Genomic DNA, 14,275 nt, shown 5'->3' on the forward strand with positions numbered 1-14,275 from the left:
CCGCGAGGACTTGCTCCCCGCGGTTTCCCTCAGGCCATCACACCATGGGGGCGGCGTGGGCTTTGCGATCAGCAACGGCGGAGTGCCCGCGGTCCCGACCTTCGAGAATCGACTCGAGCACTTCCCGTGACCGAACAGCGAGCACGGACAACAGCGTGTCGCTCAGGCCGTGCGTGGTCTCGCAGCAGCCCTGGAGATAAATCCGGGCATCGCTGTCCCGCAGGTTGAGACAGTACTGACGGTCAGGCGTGAGGTTTTCCAGGTGGCCACCCAGCCCCGCCAGCAGTTCGTGGTGCTGATTCCGGCGGTAACCGGTGGCCAGGATGACAGCATCAAATCCCAGTTCCTGCTGGCTATCGGTAGCCAGGTCGTGCAGGGTCAGGCGCAGCTCACCGTCACCCACGTCAACCCGGGCAACATCCCGGCGGGTCAACATTTGGTGTCGCTCCTCTCCCCGCAGCTTCTGGAGATAGAACATCTGGAAGATGCGCTCGATCAGCTCAAGGTCGACCACCGCGTAGTTGGTGTTGCGGAACTCTTCAAGCAGTTGCAAGCGTCGCGACTCGGGTTGCTGATAGATCTGGTCGATAAACGACGGGTTAAAGATTTCATTGACGAACGGGCTATCATCCGAGGGCTTCAGAGCGGTTCCACGCAGAATCATGGACGCATCCACCTGGGGGAATCGCTGGGTAAGGTCTTCGAAGATCTCCGCCGCACTCTGGCCGCCCCCGACCACGGCAATCCGCGCCTTGCGACCCTGGTCGGCAAGCAGGGTGTCAATGCGCCCCCGATACTGCGACGAGTGCACGATGCGCGGGTCGGTTATTCCTTCAAACGCAGCAGGAACCTGAGGCGCACCGCCCATACCAAGTACCAGGTTACGGGCCCTGCGGCTTTCAAGCTCGCCCCCTGCGGTTCGGGAGAGCACGTCAAACCCGATCAACCGGCCGTCTTTCAGGAAAGGCTCAACACCCTCTACCTCGCGACCGTAGTGCACCTGATCGTCAAAGTGACTGGCAGCCCACTGCAGGTAATCGTTGTATTCCTCCCGCGCGGGGAAGAACGTCTGAATGTTGATGAAATCTTCGAGCCGCCCCTGCTCCTTCAGGTAGTTGATGAAGGTAAAGCGGCTTTGCGGGTTCCGCAGGGTGGCCAGATCCTTGAGAAACGAAATCTGCATGGTGGAGCCGTCAATCAGCATACCTTCATGCCAGTTGAATTCTGGCTTGCGCTCCAGAAAACAGGCATCGGGCGAAGACCCGCCCTCAGCGTACTCCTGTGTCGCTATTGCCAGCGCCAGATTCGACGGGCCAAAACCGACGCCAAGAAAATCATGCATGTGGCTCATCACCGTTCTCCCGTAATAATGGATTGCGAAAACATTGCCTGAAGGCCTGTCGATACCCGGCCAACAAAGCAAATAATTCTCATTTACATACAGACGAACTGGAACGCCGGATGTTTAGGCCTGGCCGGAAAAAGTCACTCTCCGATCATCTGCAAGGCGTCATGGCGTGACTGCTGGCGATCCTCGGCTGACAACTCGACCAGTCGGCCACTGTCCATCTTCAGCAGCCGGTCCGCGTGGTGGAAATAACGGTCGTCGTGGGTAATGGCGAAAATGGTTTTGCCCTGCGCTTTCATCTCCGGTAGCAGCTCCTGGTAAAACAACCGGCGGAAAACCGGGTCCTGGTCGGCGGCCCATTCATCCAGCAGCAGGATGTCCCGCTTTTCCAGCAAAGCCAGCAACAGCGCCAGCCGCTTTCGCTGCCCCTGTGAAAGCCGGGTATCCTGAAGACGGCTGCCGGCCACCTTCACCTTGTCCTCCATGCGGAGGCGTCCAAGCCAGTAATTCACGTCCGCCGGGTCTGCGTTCTGACCCTGCTGGGCGATGAGCTGGTCAAACAGAAAGAAGTCGGTAAACACGGAACCAAACAGGCGGCGATAGCTGCTCCAATCCTCCGGTCGCAGGGGCTGGCCGTCGATCTGGATCTCGCCCTGGTGCGGCAGATAAAGACCAGACAGCAAACGGGCCAGAGTGGACTTACCGCTGCCATTACCACCGACCAGGAAGAGGGTTTCGCCACGACGGATCGTCAGGGTGACCGGCCCCACGTCGAACCCCTGCTCACCATGCTGGGCCGGATAGCGATACCGCACCGCATGCAACTGCAGTTCCTGCCATTCACCCGTCGGATCACGGCTCATATCCTGGAAGCCGGGCTGATACTCCGCCAGCGCCAGGGTATCGAGCTTGTCGAGCGAGACCCGAGCCGACAGCAACGCGGGCAACGCCGCCACGGCAGAAACCAGAGGGGTACGCATGAAAAGAATGGTCAGGGCATAGGTAGGCGCCACGGAGGCCGCTGCCCACCCCAGGCCATTGACCAGATAGAACACCAGGCCAATGGTGCCGAGCACCATGATGTTGGCCCAGTTGCTGGCGATGCTGTGATAGCGGTCCGCCAGCGTGACATGGCTGCGATAGGTTTCTGCGCTCAGATCAAACTCGTCGTCGTAGTAACGGCGAGCACGGTCACGGTTGAGGCTCAGCTCTTTCCGCCCTTCAATAGCCGCCTCGTAGTCCTGATAAATGCGATCTTCAGATTCGCGAAGCTGCTGGAGATGGTGACTCAGGGCCCTGATCAGCACCCACCCCACACCAATGGTGAACGTCATCCAGAGCAACGTCATGACAAATAGCGGCAGTGACAGGTAGGCCAGGTACGCGAACGCTGCGACACTCAGGCCAAGGCCGTATATCAGCTGAGGCAGATTGACAAATGCCAGGGTGATATTACGGATATCGCTGGACAGACTGGCCAGAATATTCGCCCCGCCAATCTCTTCCAGGCGCTCAATTCCGGTATCAAGAACCCGCTTGACCATCGACCGCCGCAATCCGTAGACAAACCGATGACCAAGCGCCGTCAACAATATCTGGGCGTAGGAGGCGATGATCAGCAGTACCACCAGCAGGCCGGTAAACTGCCAAAGCAGACCTGCCCCGCCTTCTGTCGCAGACACCAGGCGCTCGTTAATAAACGCCACCACCCCGACACTCAAAAGCGCACTCACAACGCTCAGCAAAAGCGCAACGGTCAGCGCCCCCGGGTTGTGACTAAATACCAGACGGATCAGTCTCATGAACAACAGTCCCCAATTCGCGAATGAGAAAGGCTTGGATTAAAACGGATAGGATTGGTCCAGGCTGCCACGGCAATGAGCCAGCGCATCCTTCAGCATGAAGTTGATCAATGTGGGAGAGACCCCAATAGCGAGAGCCACCTCCCTCTGGGTCAGACCTTCAACCCGGGTAAGCATTAACACCTTCTGTACACGAGCAGGCAGCTCTGCGAGAGAAGACAGCGCATGGTGCAGTGCCCGGGTTCCAGCCAACTGCCGTTCTGGTGAAGCCGAAAGCACACCGGCTTCCTCCTCCACATCGACATCGCAGGCTGCGAAGCGGTTTTCCAGGGCCAACCGGCGAAGACGATCGATGGCGAGGTTACGCACCACCCGGTGAAGAAAGCGGCCCTCGTCCCTGACATTGTCGGCGAATCCCTGGTCCCACACTTTCAGGAACGCATCCTGTACCACATCCTCAGCCTTTGCCCTGCACCCAAGGAGATATTGAGCGGTGTCCACCAGGGGTTTTCGATGCTGCTGGTAGGCCGCTACAAGGCGCCTCTCCCAATTCGGCGCTCCGGTAACGTCAACGGATCTTAGGTCGGACAGGTTGCGAGCCTGTTGATCCAATTCGTGCCTGAAAGAACTCATAGCAAGCCGTCCCTGGGTAGTTTATAAATGACAATCATTTGCATTTAACCATCATTAACATTTGGGATTCAAGGCCTGAAAATGAACAACCGGCAACAATCACGGAATGAGTCGAAAACCCATGCTTTACAGCCGGCTCGTTTAGATCATTGTTTATATGGGTGTTTTCAGGCGAGAAATGCCAAAGACAGATAAAAAAAGAGTCGCGGCGCAGGCTAGGCTCTTGACAGCCCACACCCCCAACCATAAGATACGCGCCGCTTCCATTGGTGAAGTGACGGCAAGGTAGCTCAGTTGGTTAGAGCACGGCACTCATAATGCCGGGGTCGGCGGTTCGACTCCGCCCCTTGCTACCAGAATTTAAAAGGTCGCGACTCACGTCGTGACCTTTTTTCGTTTCGGGGACGCCCCCGCCCTTCCCGGGAATTGAACGCGGGACGACCCGCCTCCATTGTTCCTGAATTTCCATGAGAACCACTAAAGACAGAATCCGTCAGGCCGTCTCGTTCGAGATCATCGGCCTGCTTATCGCCATCCCATTAGCCGCACTTGTGTTTGGCTTCGAGCTCGACAAAACCAGCGTCCTGGCTGCCATAGGTGCAACCATGGCAACCGGCTGGAACTACCTCTTCAATCTCATGTTCGATCACGGCCTGAAACGGCTTACCGGCTCTACTCGTAAGTCACTGAAGATGCGGTTATTTCATGCGCTCAGCTTTGAACTTGGCCTGATGATAACCTTCCTTCCGGTCATCGCCTGGTGGATGGGCATTGGGCTGGTTGAGGCACTGATCGTCGACATCGCCTTCGTGGTCTTTTATCTGGTGTATGCGTTCGTTTTCACCTGGTGTTACGACACGGTGTTTCCTGATGACGACGCCAGCCTCAGTTGAGATCGTTTCGATACCGGCACCATCGAATGGCATTGCGCAGCTCTTCCGTCAACTGGCCATTCCCATGCTCATGGGAAACGTATAGGGAAAGGTCTACCCAGGCCGCCCTACGCACAAAATAATCGCCCTCATAATTGTCCATAAACTTGTCCACGAGCACCCAGGGAATGACCACAACATCTGCCCGGCCCAACTTGAGCAGGTAGACTGCCTGGCGCCATTCGGAGACGTGTAGAATCTTTGCGTTTTCGCCTTGAACCAGTTGATCCCCGACGAACTTCCTGACGAACGCGTAGGTGAGGCCAGCCGTCTGGTTGAGGGGAGGCATCTCTTCCAGAAACAGGTAAACGTACTCTGTCTGGAAGAGTCGCCCACCGAAATCAGCGTAGCGGTCCCGTTCAGAGGTCTGGACCAGGGGAAGGCCTACCGCAACACCGCCCTTTCGCAGTTGGTAAAGCAGCTGGGCCAAAGGCATTTCAACGAACTGAAAATCCCCGGGAACCCGTTCGAACACGCACCGATAGAAACCGGAAAAGCGCCCCTCCAACGCTCCCTCCGAAACCGTTATTTCCCGCTCTATCCCAGCAGCAATTCCGACGCGCACTGGTTCCTGCGCGTGCGAAAGATTCAAGGGCATAGCGATCGCGAGGAGGGCGATTAGTAGAGGCTGATAGCGCGCAGACTTCCTGTCCATAAGAGTGACTCGTCAACGGAGATCCATTCACACCGCAAGCTTAGTTCAATTTTTCATCGCGCTCCACGTAATGACAGGCCACCCAGTGCCCGGCCTGGTCTTGCCGTCAAGCACCGGCACTTCCCTGGCCTTCGTCATTGGCTCCGGGAATCGCTGTCGGGTCCATCCACATGGCTTCCCATACGTGCCCGTCCGGGTCGGCGAGATTTCTGTTATACATGAACCCCAGGTCCTGTAACGGGTTGATGTCTGCAACGCCGCCGTTGTCAGCGGCAGCGTTATTCATCGCGTCGACGGCTTCGCGGTTGCTGCAGGAGATGGCCAGCATCACCTCGCTGGAGGTGGTCGGCGGAATTGGGCGGTCAGTAAACGTGCGCCATTTGTCGTGGGTGAGCAACATGACGTGAATGGCCTCGCTCCAGACCATGCATGCGGCAGTATCGTCGGTGAACTGGGGGTTGTTCCTGAAACCAAGCGCCTCGTAGAAGGCCATGGAAGCATTGAGGTCTTTTACCGGCAGGTTTACAAAAATCATTGATGTCATGGTTCACGCTCTCCAGATTGTAGGTGGTAGAAACAGGTTGTTAGTGCCCTGTTACCTTCTTGTCGGTTCACCATTGCGAATTTCGACATCGTTTCCACACTTTATTACGACTCCTGTCGTTCTACGTAGTGACAGGCCACCCAATGCCCTGCCCCGGTTTTGTCTTCCAGTGCCGGCACTTCCCTACTGCAATAGTCCGTCGCCAGCGGGCATCGTGTACGAAACACGCAGCCGCTGGGGGGATTCATCGGCGACGGCAGGTCGCCTTCCAGTTCCGCCGGGGGCTTGGCCCGTTCCCTCTCCGGGTCAGGGATCGGCACCGCGGCCATCAGAGCCTGAGTGTAAGGGTGCCGGGGGTTGGCAAACAGTTCAGCACGGGGGGCGTTTTCGGCCACATTGCCCAGGTACAGCACCATCACCCGGTCACTGATGTGTTTGACCACGCTCAGGTCGTGAGCAATGAAGATCAATGACAGGCCCATGTCCCGCTGCAGGTTTTTGAGCAGATTAATCACCTGAGCCTGTACCGACACATCGAGGGCGGAGACGGGCTCGTCGCAGATGATCAGTTTCGGCTCCAGTATCAACGCCCGGGCAATGCCCACCCGCTGGCACTGGCCACCGGAGAATTCGTGGGGGTAACGGTTTTTCTGGTGAGGGTGCAGGCCAACGCGATCCATGATGGCATCCACTTTCTCCCTCAGCTCGGCGCCCTTGATATCCGGGTAGTGGGTACGCAGGGGCTCAGCAATGATGTCGCCGACGGTCATTCGTGGCGACAGAGAGGCAAGCGGATCCTGGAACACCATCTGCAGGCGTTGGCGACGCTTGCGCAGTTGTTTCAGGTTGAGCCCCCGCAGGTCCTCGCCCAACCACACCACCTTTCCCGCCTGGCTGGGCACCATGCCCATGATGGCCCTTGCCAGGGTGGACTTGCCGCAGCCGGACTCTCCCACGATGCCGAGGGTTTCGCCCTCGTTGAGGGTGAAGCTGACGTTGTTCACCGCTTTTAGTGGCTGCGGCCGGGTCCAGGGCCAGGCGTTGCGAGGCATGATGTCGAAGGTAACCCGCAGGTTTTCCACCGTCAGCAGGCGCTGTTGTTCGCTCATCGAATCGCCTCCCTTGGCAGATTGCATACACGAATCCGCTCTGCCCCGAATCGCTCCGGTGGGTCGAGTTCGTGATAGCAGCGCGGCTCCGCCACGGGGCAACGGTCGCAGAATGGACAGCCCGGCGGCAGGTTCATCAGGTTGGGCGGGTTGCCGGGGATGGTGACCAGTTCATCCATCTGCTCATCAATACGCGGAATGGCGCCCATCAGGCCTTTGGTATAGGGATGGGAGGGATCCCGGAACAGGTCCCGGGTGGCAGCGAATTCCATCATCTGGCCACCGTACATCACCAATGTCTGGTCGCAGCTTCCGGCCACTACGCCCAGGTCGTGGGTGATCAGGATAATCGCGGTATTGAATTCCTGTTGCAGCTCCTGCAACAAGTCCATCACCTGAGCCTGTACCGTAACATCCAGGGCGGTGGTGGGTTCGTCCGCAATCAGCAGGCGCGGCCGGCACAACAGGGACATGGCGATCATGACCCGTTGACGCATACCCCCGGAGAATTCATGGGGGTAACAATGAATTCGGTTGCGGGCCTCGGGGATACGAACCGCTTCCAGCATCTGCAGGGATTCCTGAAGAGCCTGTTTGCGGCTGATGCCTTTGTGTTGCACCAGCACTTCGATGAGCTGGTCGCTGACTTTCATGAACGGGTTCAGGGACGTCATCGGGTCCTGGAAAATCATACCGATGCGGGCCGCACGGATCTGATTCATCCGCTTTTCCGGCAAGTTAAGCAGTGGCTCGCCTTCAAAGATCACCTCGCCATTGACCCGGGCGTTGTCCGGGAGCAGGCCCATCAGCGCAAATACCCCCTGGCTTTTACCCGCGCCGGACTCACCCACGATGCCCAGAGTCTGCCCAGCCTCCAACTGGTAGCTGAGCCCCCTCACTGCCTGCAAGGTGCCATCCGGTGTATCGAAGGCCACTTCGAGATTATTGACTTCCAGCATTGCCATAGATCGAGTTCCTGCCGGCTCAGCGGTCTTTAGGGTCAAGGGCATCCCGCAGCCCGTCGCCGAGAAAATTGAAACAGAACAGGGTGAGCACCAGCATCAGCATCGGGAAAATCAGGGTCCATGGCGCGGTCCACATGGCATCCGCGCCTTCGGAAATCAGCGCACCCCATGACGTGTAGGGTTCCGACACCCCAAGCCCCAGGAACGAGATAAAGGATTCGAACAGGATCATCTCCGGCACCAGCAGGGTTGCATAAACAATCACCACGCCCAGCACATTGGGCACGATGTGGCGGAGCACGATCAGGAAGGGATGCACACCGACGGACATGGCGGCCTCAATGTACTCCTTGCGCTTCAGGCTCAGGGTCTGGCCCCGCACAATCCGGGCCATATTCAGCCAGCTCACCGCGCCGATGGCTACGAAAATGAGCAGTACATTGCGTCCGAACACCGCCATCAGAACGATCACCAGGAACATGAAGGGAAAGGCGCTGAGCACTTCGAGCGTCCGCATCATGATGGCGTCGGTACGGCCACCCACGTAACCGGAAATGGCCCCATAAAGCGTGCCGATGACCACCGCCGTCAGCGCTCCGAGAACGCCGACCATGAGGGAAATACGGCTGCCCTGCACAGTGCGTTGGTAGAGGTCCCGGCCGATGGGATCAAGACCGAAATAGTGCTGGCTCGCCAGGCTGGGCAAGCCATCTTCATCCAGGTTTGGCAAACTGGCCCAGTCGATGGACTCGTTATCCCAGGGTGACAGGTACTGGCCGAAGGCCGCGAACAACAGCAACAGTGCCAGCACGACCAGGCTAGCCACCGCCGCACGGTGGTTCATAAAACGCCGTCGCGCGTCACGCCACAGGCTGCGGCCTTCGGTGTAGGCGTCTTCCGCAAGGGTGTCCGCCAGTTCGCCCATGCCCGCATGTTTGTCGGAGAAAAACATCAGTAACGCACCCTCGGGTCCAGCCAGGTATAGAGAATATCCACCGCCGCGTTAAAGACGATGGTCAGTACGCCCACCAGAATGGTGACCCCGAGAATCAGTGAGTAGTCCCGGTTGATGGCACCGTTGACGAAGTGCTGGCCAATGCCGCCCGTGGAAAATACCTGATCAATGATCACCGAACCGGTGATGATGCCCACGAAAGCCGGCCCAAGGTACGACACCACCGGAATCAACGCGGGCTTGAGGGCATGACGCAATACGATCTTGTGGCGGGGAATGCCCTTGGCTCGGGCGGTGCGGATGAACGGACTGCGCAGGGTCTCTATCATGCTGCTACGGGTAATCCGCGCCACCTGCGCAATGTAGGACGTCGCCATGGCGATGATCGGCAGCACGATGTATTCCACCTGACCGCCTTCCCAGCCGCCGGCAGGCAACCAGCGCAACGTGACGGCAAACAGCAGCACCAGCAACGGCGCCATCACGAAATTGGGGAACACCACCCCGGTCATGGCGGCGGTCATCACCGTATAGTCCGGCCAACGGTTTTGTTTCAGGGCCGCAACCACACCCAGCCCCACCCCGAACACAACCACGAACAGGAAGGACCAGGCACCGATGTAGGCGGACCGGGGAAAGCTGGATTCGATCAGCTCATTGACCGTGAAGTCCTTATAACGAAACGAGGGCCCCAGGTCGCCCTGGGCGACGTTGCCCACGTAAATGAGGTACTGCTGCCACAGGGGCTTATCCAGGTTGTATTTGGCCTCGATGTTTTCCATCACCGCTTCCGGCACATTACGCTCGTTGGTAAACGGGCCGCCAGGTGCCGCGTGCATCAGCACGAACGAGACAGTGATCAACGCCAGAATGGTTGGTACCGCTACCGCCAGACGCCTGATGATAAAACTGAACATGGCTTCCCTCAGTCCGCAGTGATGTACATATCCTTGCTGTAAACAATGTTACGGGGATTCTTCTCCGGATAGCCCTTCAGGGACGGGCTCACCAGCGCCACCGTGGTGTTGAAGTACACCGGCACCACCGGAAACGCCTGCCACAGGATCTCCTCGGCCCTGACATAGTAGGGATTAGGGTCGTCGCTGGAACGGGCATCCAGCAGCAACTGGTCGTATGTTTCATTGCTCCAGCCGCCGTCGTTATTACCGCTGTCGCTGGTTAGCAGGGTCAGGAAGGTGGAGGCTTCGTTGTAATCCCCTTTCCAGCCAAACCGGGCGATACCATAGTTGCCAGCCTGCTTCTCGGAGAGGAAGGTTTTCCACTCCAGATTGCTGATGGTGACCTTTGCCCCCAGCTTCTCTTTCCACATCTGGCTGACCACGATGGCCAGCGCCTTGTGGCTCTCGTCGGTGTTGTAGAGCAGTTCGAATTCCAGTGGGTTGTCTTCATTGTAGCCGGCTTCCTCAAGGGCTTCGCGCGCCTCTTCGTCGCGGCGGGTCTGGGACCAGGTAGCGTACTCCGGCTGCCGGAAGTCGAAACCGCTGACGTAGGGCGGTGTCAGTGTGAATGCCGGCATCTGGTTGCCCCGGGTGATGTAGCTGACGATGATATTGCGGTCAATGGCGTAGGTCAGCGCCCGACGCACTCTCACGTCGTCAAAGGGCGGCCTGTTGACGTTGAACGCATACATGTACGTGGCCATGCTGGGTACCATCACCAACTCTTTGGGCCGCTCTTTTTTCAACCGGGCCATCTGGGACACCGGCACCGTGGAGGTCATGTGCAGCTCGCCACTGGCGTAGCGCTGAAGCTCGGCGGACGAAGATTCGATCGGCAGGTAAACCACCCGGTCGATGATGGTGCTGTCATCCCCCCAGTAGCGGGGATTGCGAGCCGCCACCAGCTTCTCGCCAATATGCCAGGCGTTCAACGTATAGGCTCCGTTGGAAACCATCTTGCCAGGCCTGGTCCAGTCCTCGCCGTGGGCCTCGATGGCCTGGCGGGGGGCAGGAAACATCGTGTAGTGGACGGTCATATCCGGCAGGTAGGTGATCGGCTCGTCCAGGGTCACCTCGAAGGTGAAGTCGTCGACAGCGCGCACACCCAGCGTATCCGGTGTCTTTTCCCCTGCGATGATCTCGCCGGCATTGGCCACCCCGGCAGACTCGATGTAATACGCATAGTTTGAGCCTACCTCCGGGTCGACCGCCCGGCGCCACCCATACACGAAATCCTGGGCGGTAACGCGACTGCCATCGCTCCAGCGGCCGTCTTCACGGAGCTGGAATGTCCAGGTCAGGTTATTGTTCGATGAGGCCCAGGACGTCGCCATCGCCGGTTCGGTATCCCCTCTAGGGCCGCTGCGGGTCAACCCTTCGAACAGGTCAACCACGATGGCGCCACCCACGCTGTCCTGGACCAGCTGGGGGTCCAGGGAAGCAGGTTCACTGGCATTGCCACGAACAAGCACCTGCCTTTCGGCCAGTCTCTCACCGGTTTCCGGATGTTCCAGCAGACGGCTTTTCGGAGCGTTTACATCAGCGCCGGCTGGGGCCCGCCCACCATCATCTTCCGGATAATCATCACTGCAAGCGATCAGAAACAGGGAAAGCAGGACGGCCCAAGCGGCCCTCGTCTTGGAGCCAAGGGGGGGCGTTGTTGTCTGGCGGATGATGCCTGTTGTTATTTGCAGGTTTGTGGCTGTCATATCTGTTCGAACCTAGCGCGGAAACACGGAAGTCACAAGCCGATGAGGGTCAACATGAAACAATGCTCACGTTCCTGTGCCTGTGGCATACTCAATCGGGATGTTCGACCTCAACAACAACGCTTGATAAAAGGGATGCTCAACCATGAAACCGGAAACTCTCGCCCTTCACGCTGGCTTCAACGGCGATCCGACAACCAACGCCGCGACCACGCCCATCTACCAGACCACCTCCTACACGTTCGACGACACCCAACACGGTGCGGACCTGTTTGACCTGAAGGTACAGGGCAACATCTACACGCGCATCATGAACCCCACCAACGCCGTACTGGAGGAACGTATGGCGCAGCTTGAAGGTGGTGTGGGTGCGCTCGCAGTAGCCTCGGGCATGGCGGCCATCCTTTACTCGCTCCAGACCATCTGCAAAGTGGGGAATAACATTGTCAGCACCGGCCAGCTCTATGGCGGCACCTACAATCTGTTCGCCCACTCGCTGCCGAACCAGGGCATCAACTGCCGCATGGTACGACACGATGATTTTGACGCGGTGGAGAAAGCCATTGATGACAATACCCGCGCCCTGTTCTGCGAATCCATTGGCAACCCGGCCGGTAATGTGGTTGATATCCAGCGCTGGGCGGACATTGCCCACAAACACGGCATTCCGCTGATCGTCGACAACACCGTGGCAACGCCTTTCCTGTGCCGGCCCTTCGAACACGGTGCAGACATCGTGGTGCACTCGCTGACCAAATACATCGGCGGCCACGGCACCACCGTAGCGGGTGTGGTGGTCGACTCCGGGAAGTTCGACTGGGCCGCCAACAAGGCGAAGTTCCCCATGCTCAACGAGCCGGACCCGTCCTACCACGGCGTGGTCTATACCGAAGCCCTTGGCGCAGCGGCTTTCATCGGGCGCTGCCGCGTGGTTCCCCTGCGCAATACCGGCGCCGCTCTGGCTCCGTTCAATGCCTTTTTGATCATGCAGGGCCTTGAAACACTCGGCCTGCGCATGGAAAGACACTGTGAAAACGCCGAAAAAGTGGCCAATTTCCTGCAAAACCATCCGTCGGTGGAATGGGTAAACTATGCCACCCTGGACGACAGCCCCTACAAAGCCACCTGCGACAAAATCTGCGGCGGCCGTGCGTCAGGCATTCTCAGTTTCGGCATCACCGGCGGGCTTGAGAATGGCGCGAAATTCATCGATGCCCTGCAACTGATCTACCGCCTGGTCAACATTGGTGATGCCAAATCCCTGGCCTGTCACCCCGCCACAACGACACACCGGCAGCTCAATCCGGAGGAACTGGCAAGTGCGGGTGTCAGTGAGGATCTGGTGCGCCTGTCCATTGGCATCGAACACGTGGATGACATCATTGCCGATATCAGCCAGGCGCTGGACAAAGCAACCGCCTGATGTGATTGCCGGGTACGACGAAAGTCGTGCCCGGAACCCCCGTGATTGTCCGTACCTGCCTTGTATCCTCCGCCGGCGCAGATTACCCTTTAGGGTCAGCCAAGCCCTTTATCCGCCGCCGAGAAGAGAGTCCCCCAGTAATGAGCGACAGTGCCAAATCACGCGTCACCAGTGGTTCAAAGTTCCGCAACGAACATGGATTCTCAGCGATCAAGGATGGCATCAAGCGCTCGGGCTCGGGCATCATCGACACCAAAACCCAGCGTAAACCGTCCTGGCTGCGTGCACGCATGCCCGGCGGCGAGCGCTATGAAGCGGTGCGCAAGAACGTCAGCGAACACCGGCTGAGCACGGTCTGCCAGGAATCCCATTGCCCGAACATCGGCGAATGCTGGGCCAACGGTACCGCCACCATTATGGTGATGGGCTCCGTGTGCACCCGCGCCTGCCGCTTCTGCGCCGTTGATACCGGCAACCCCAAAGGCTGGCTGGACCATGAGGAACCGGAAAATACCGCGAAATCCGTTGAACTCATGGGCCTGCGCTATATCGTACTAACCTCCGTAGACCGGGACGATCTGGACGACGGCGGCGCCGCTCACTACGCAGCCTGCGTGTCCGCCATCAAGCAGCGCACTCCCCATGTCGCAGTGGAAGCCCTGACACCTGACTTTGACGCCGTCATGGCGCACGTTGAGAAGGTCGTGGACTCGGGCCTGGACGTTTTCGCACAGAACGTGGAAACCGTGAAGCGCCTGACCACTCGCGTGCGGGACCCCCGCGCCGGCTACGAGAAAACCCTCAGCGTACTGGCGCACGCCAAGCAATACCGTCCGGACGTGCTCACCAAGACCAGCCTGATGCTGGGCCTCGGTGAAACCGAAGAGGAAATCCTCGAAACCATGGACGACCTGCGGGCTATCGGCGTCGACATACTGACCCTGGGCCAGTATCTGCGCCCCACTCAGAACCACTTGCCGGTGGAAAAGTACGTAACCCCGGACGACTTCAATCGCTACCGCGAGATTGGCCTGGAAAAAGGTTTCATGGAAGTGCCGTCGGGCCCCATGGTGCGCTCCAGCTACCGTGCCGATCGCGTGTTCGAAAAGAACAACCTGGGCCTTGCGGTGCCAGACGTACCTGCTTCCTCCAACGCCCAGCAGATTCCGGTCAAAGCGGTAGACTGAACCACTGATCAATTCCCTGGAATAGACCTCAAACAGGGGCACCGTCGACGGACA

Annotated in this window: 13 protein-coding genes and 1 tRNA gene; 4 read left to right on the forward strand and 10 right to left on the reverse strand. The window is 58.5% G+C overall.

Going from position 1 to position 14,275, the window contains the following annotated elements:
• Window positions 1-37 precede the first annotated feature (37 nt).
• The 3 genes from JJO78_RS06905 to JJO78_RS06915 all read right to left on the reverse strand — a co-directional run bounded on the left by JJO78_RS06905 (window position 38) and on the right by JJO78_RS06915 (window position 3,783).
• Window positions 38-1,351 carry a lysine N(6)-hydroxylase/L-ornithine N(5)-oxygenase family protein gene (locus JJO78_RS06905; RefSeq protein WP_075194962.1) on the reverse strand — a complete coding sequence of 438 codons (1,314 nt, stop codon included), beginning with the start codon at window positions 1,349-1,351 and terminating at the stop codon, window positions 38-40.
• A 134-nt stretch (window positions 1,352-1,485) separates the two neighbouring features.
• The gene (locus JJO78_RS06910; RefSeq protein ID WP_075194961.1) at window positions 1,486-3,150 is read right to left on the reverse strand and encodes a multidrug ABC transporter permease/ATP-binding protein; all 1,665 of its coding nucleotides are present in this window, start codon (window positions 3,148-3,150) and stop codon (window positions 1,486-1,488) included.
• A 39-nt stretch (window positions 3,151-3,189) separates the two neighbouring features.
• Window positions 3,190-3,783 carry a sigma-70 family RNA polymerase sigma factor gene (locus JJO78_RS06915; protein WP_126810535.1) on the reverse strand — a complete coding sequence of 198 codons (594 nt, stop codon included), beginning with the start codon at window positions 3,781-3,783 and terminating at the stop codon, window positions 3,190-3,192.
• A 279-nt stretch (window positions 3,784-4,062) separates the two neighbouring features.
• On the opposite strand from JJO78_RS06915, the gene JJO78_RS06920 reads away from it, so the two are divergent.
• A tRNA-Met gene (locus JJO78_RS06920) sits at window positions 4,063-4,139 on the forward strand.
• A gap of 111 nt (window positions 4,140-4,250) precedes the next feature.
• The gene (locus JJO78_RS06925) at window positions 4,251-4,676 is read left to right on the forward strand and encodes a PACE efflux transporter (protein WP_075194959.1); all 426 of its coding nucleotides are present in this window, start codon (window positions 4,251-4,253) and stop codon (window positions 4,674-4,676) included.
• Here the strand turns inward: JJO78_RS06925 and JJO78_RS06930 are convergent.
• The 7 genes from JJO78_RS06930 to JJO78_RS06960 form a co-directional block, all read right to left on the reverse strand.
• Complete coding sequence (locus JJO78_RS06930) at window positions 4,669-5,280, reverse strand: transporter substrate-binding domain-containing protein (protein WP_226909953.1); 612 nt, start codon at window positions 5,278-5,280, stop codon at window positions 4,669-4,671. The genes JJO78_RS06925 and JJO78_RS06930 overlap by 8 nt on opposite strands.
• Before the next feature lie 196 nt (window positions 5,281-5,476).
• Window positions 5,477-5,914, reverse strand: a complete 438-nt coding sequence (locus JJO78_RS06935; RefSeq protein ID WP_075194957.1) for a VOC family protein — start codon at window positions 5,912-5,914, stop codon at window positions 5,477-5,479.
• Window positions 5,915-6,018: 104 nt separating this feature from the next.
• Window positions 6,019-7,023 carry an oligopeptide/dipeptide ABC transporter ATP-binding protein gene (locus tag JJO78_RS06940; RefSeq protein ID WP_075194956.1) on the reverse strand — a complete coding sequence of 335 codons (1,005 nt, stop codon included), beginning with the start codon at window positions 7,021-7,023 and terminating at the stop codon, window positions 6,019-6,021.
• Window positions 7,020-7,988, reverse strand: coding sequence for an oligopeptide/dipeptide ABC transporter ATP-binding protein (locus JJO78_RS06945; RefSeq protein WP_036203948.1), 969 nt, complete (start codon window positions 7,986-7,988; stop codon window positions 7,020-7,022). Before JJO78_RS06945 ends, JJO78_RS06940 begins: the two co-directional genes overlap by 4 nt.
• A 19-nt stretch (window positions 7,989-8,007) precedes the next feature.
• A complete protein-coding gene (gene oppC, locus JJO78_RS06950; protein WP_087148987.1) occupies window positions 8,008-8,940 on the reverse strand; it encodes an oligopeptide ABC transporter permease OppC in 933 nt (310 codons plus the stop codon).
• A complete protein-coding gene (gene oppB / locus JJO78_RS06955; protein WP_036203943.1) occupies window positions 8,940-9,860 on the reverse strand; it encodes an oligopeptide ABC transporter permease OppB in 921 nt (306 codons plus the stop codon). Before oppB ends, oppC begins: the two co-directional genes overlap by 1 nt.
• 8 nt (window positions 9,861-9,868) lie before the next feature.
• A complete protein-coding gene (locus JJO78_RS06960; RefSeq protein WP_075194955.1) occupies window positions 9,869-11,611 on the reverse strand; it encodes a peptide ABC transporter substrate-binding protein in 1,743 nt (580 codons plus the stop codon).
• 145 nt (window positions 11,612-11,756) lie between these two features.
• Between JJO78_RS06960 and JJO78_RS06965 the strand changes: the two genes are divergently transcribed.
• A complete protein-coding gene (locus JJO78_RS06965) occupies window positions 11,757-13,034 on the forward strand; it encodes an O-acetylhomoserine aminocarboxypropyltransferase/cysteine synthase family protein (protein WP_036203937.1) in 1,278 nt (425 codons plus the stop codon).
• A 140-nt stretch (window positions 13,035-13,174) separates the two neighbouring features.
• Window positions 13,175-14,221: a lipoyl synthase gene (gene lipA, locus JJO78_RS06970; RefSeq protein WP_075194954.1), complete on the forward strand. Its 1,047-nt coding sequence runs from the start codon at window positions 13,175-13,177 to the stop codon at window positions 14,219-14,221.
• Window positions 14,222-14,275: the final 54 nt, after the last annotated feature.

Origin of the sequence: Marinobacter sp. DS40M6 (assembly GCF_028581595.1) — a bacterium.
Classification (GTDB): domain Bacteria; phylum Pseudomonadota; class Gammaproteobacteria; order Pseudomonadales; family Oleiphilaceae; genus Marinobacter; species Marinobacter salarius.

What these genes read in the sequence shown, in the direction of transcription:
- JJO78_RS06915 (WP_126810535.1), bottom strand. Translation starts at nt 3,783, where the DNA reads ATGAGTTCTTTCAGGCACGAATTGGATCAACAGGCTCGCAACCTGTCC.
- JJO78_RS06935 (WP_075194957.1), bottom strand. Translation starts at nt 5,914, where the DNA reads ATGACATCAATGATTTTTGTAAACCTGCCGGTAAAAGACCTCAATGCT.
- JJO78_RS06960 (WP_075194955.1), bottom strand. Translation starts at nt 11,611, where the DNA reads ATGACAGCCACAAACCTGCAAATAACAACAGGCATCATCCGCCAGACA.
- lipA (WP_075194954.1), top strand. Translation starts at nt 13,175, where the DNA reads ATGAGCGACAGTGCCAAATCACGCGTCACCAGTGGTTCAAAGTTCCGC.
- oppC (WP_087148987.1), bottom strand. Translation starts at nt 8,940, where the DNA reads ATGTTTTTCTCCGACAAACATGCGGGCATGGGCGAACTGGCGGACACC.
- JJO78_RS06910 (WP_075194961.1), bottom strand. Translation starts at nt 3,150, where the DNA reads ATGAGACTGATCCGTCTGGTATTTAGTCACAACCCGGGGGCGCTGACC.
- JJO78_RS06925 (WP_075194959.1), top strand. Translation starts at nt 4,251, where the DNA reads ATGAGAACCACTAAAGACAGAATCCGTCAGGCCGTCTCGTTCGAGATC.
- JJO78_RS06940 (WP_075194956.1), bottom strand. Translation starts at nt 7,023, where the DNA reads ATGAGCGAACAACAGCGCCTGCTGACGGTGGAAAACCTGCGGGTTACC.
- JJO78_RS06965 (WP_036203937.1), top strand. Translation starts at nt 11,757, where the DNA reads ATGAAACCGGAAACTCTCGCCCTTCACGCTGGCTTCAACGGCGATCCG.
- JJO78_RS06945 (WP_036203948.1), bottom strand. Translation starts at nt 7,988, where the DNA reads ATGGCAATGCTGGAAGTCAATAATCTCGAAGTGGCCTTCGATACACCG.
- oppB (WP_036203943.1), bottom strand. Translation starts at nt 9,860, where the DNA reads ATGTTCAGTTTTATCATCAGGCGTCTGGCGGTAGCGGTACCAACCATT.
- JJO78_RS06905 (WP_075194962.1), bottom strand. Translation starts at nt 1,351, where the DNA reads ATGAGCCACATGCATGATTTTCTTGGCGTCGGTTTTGGCCCGTCGAAT.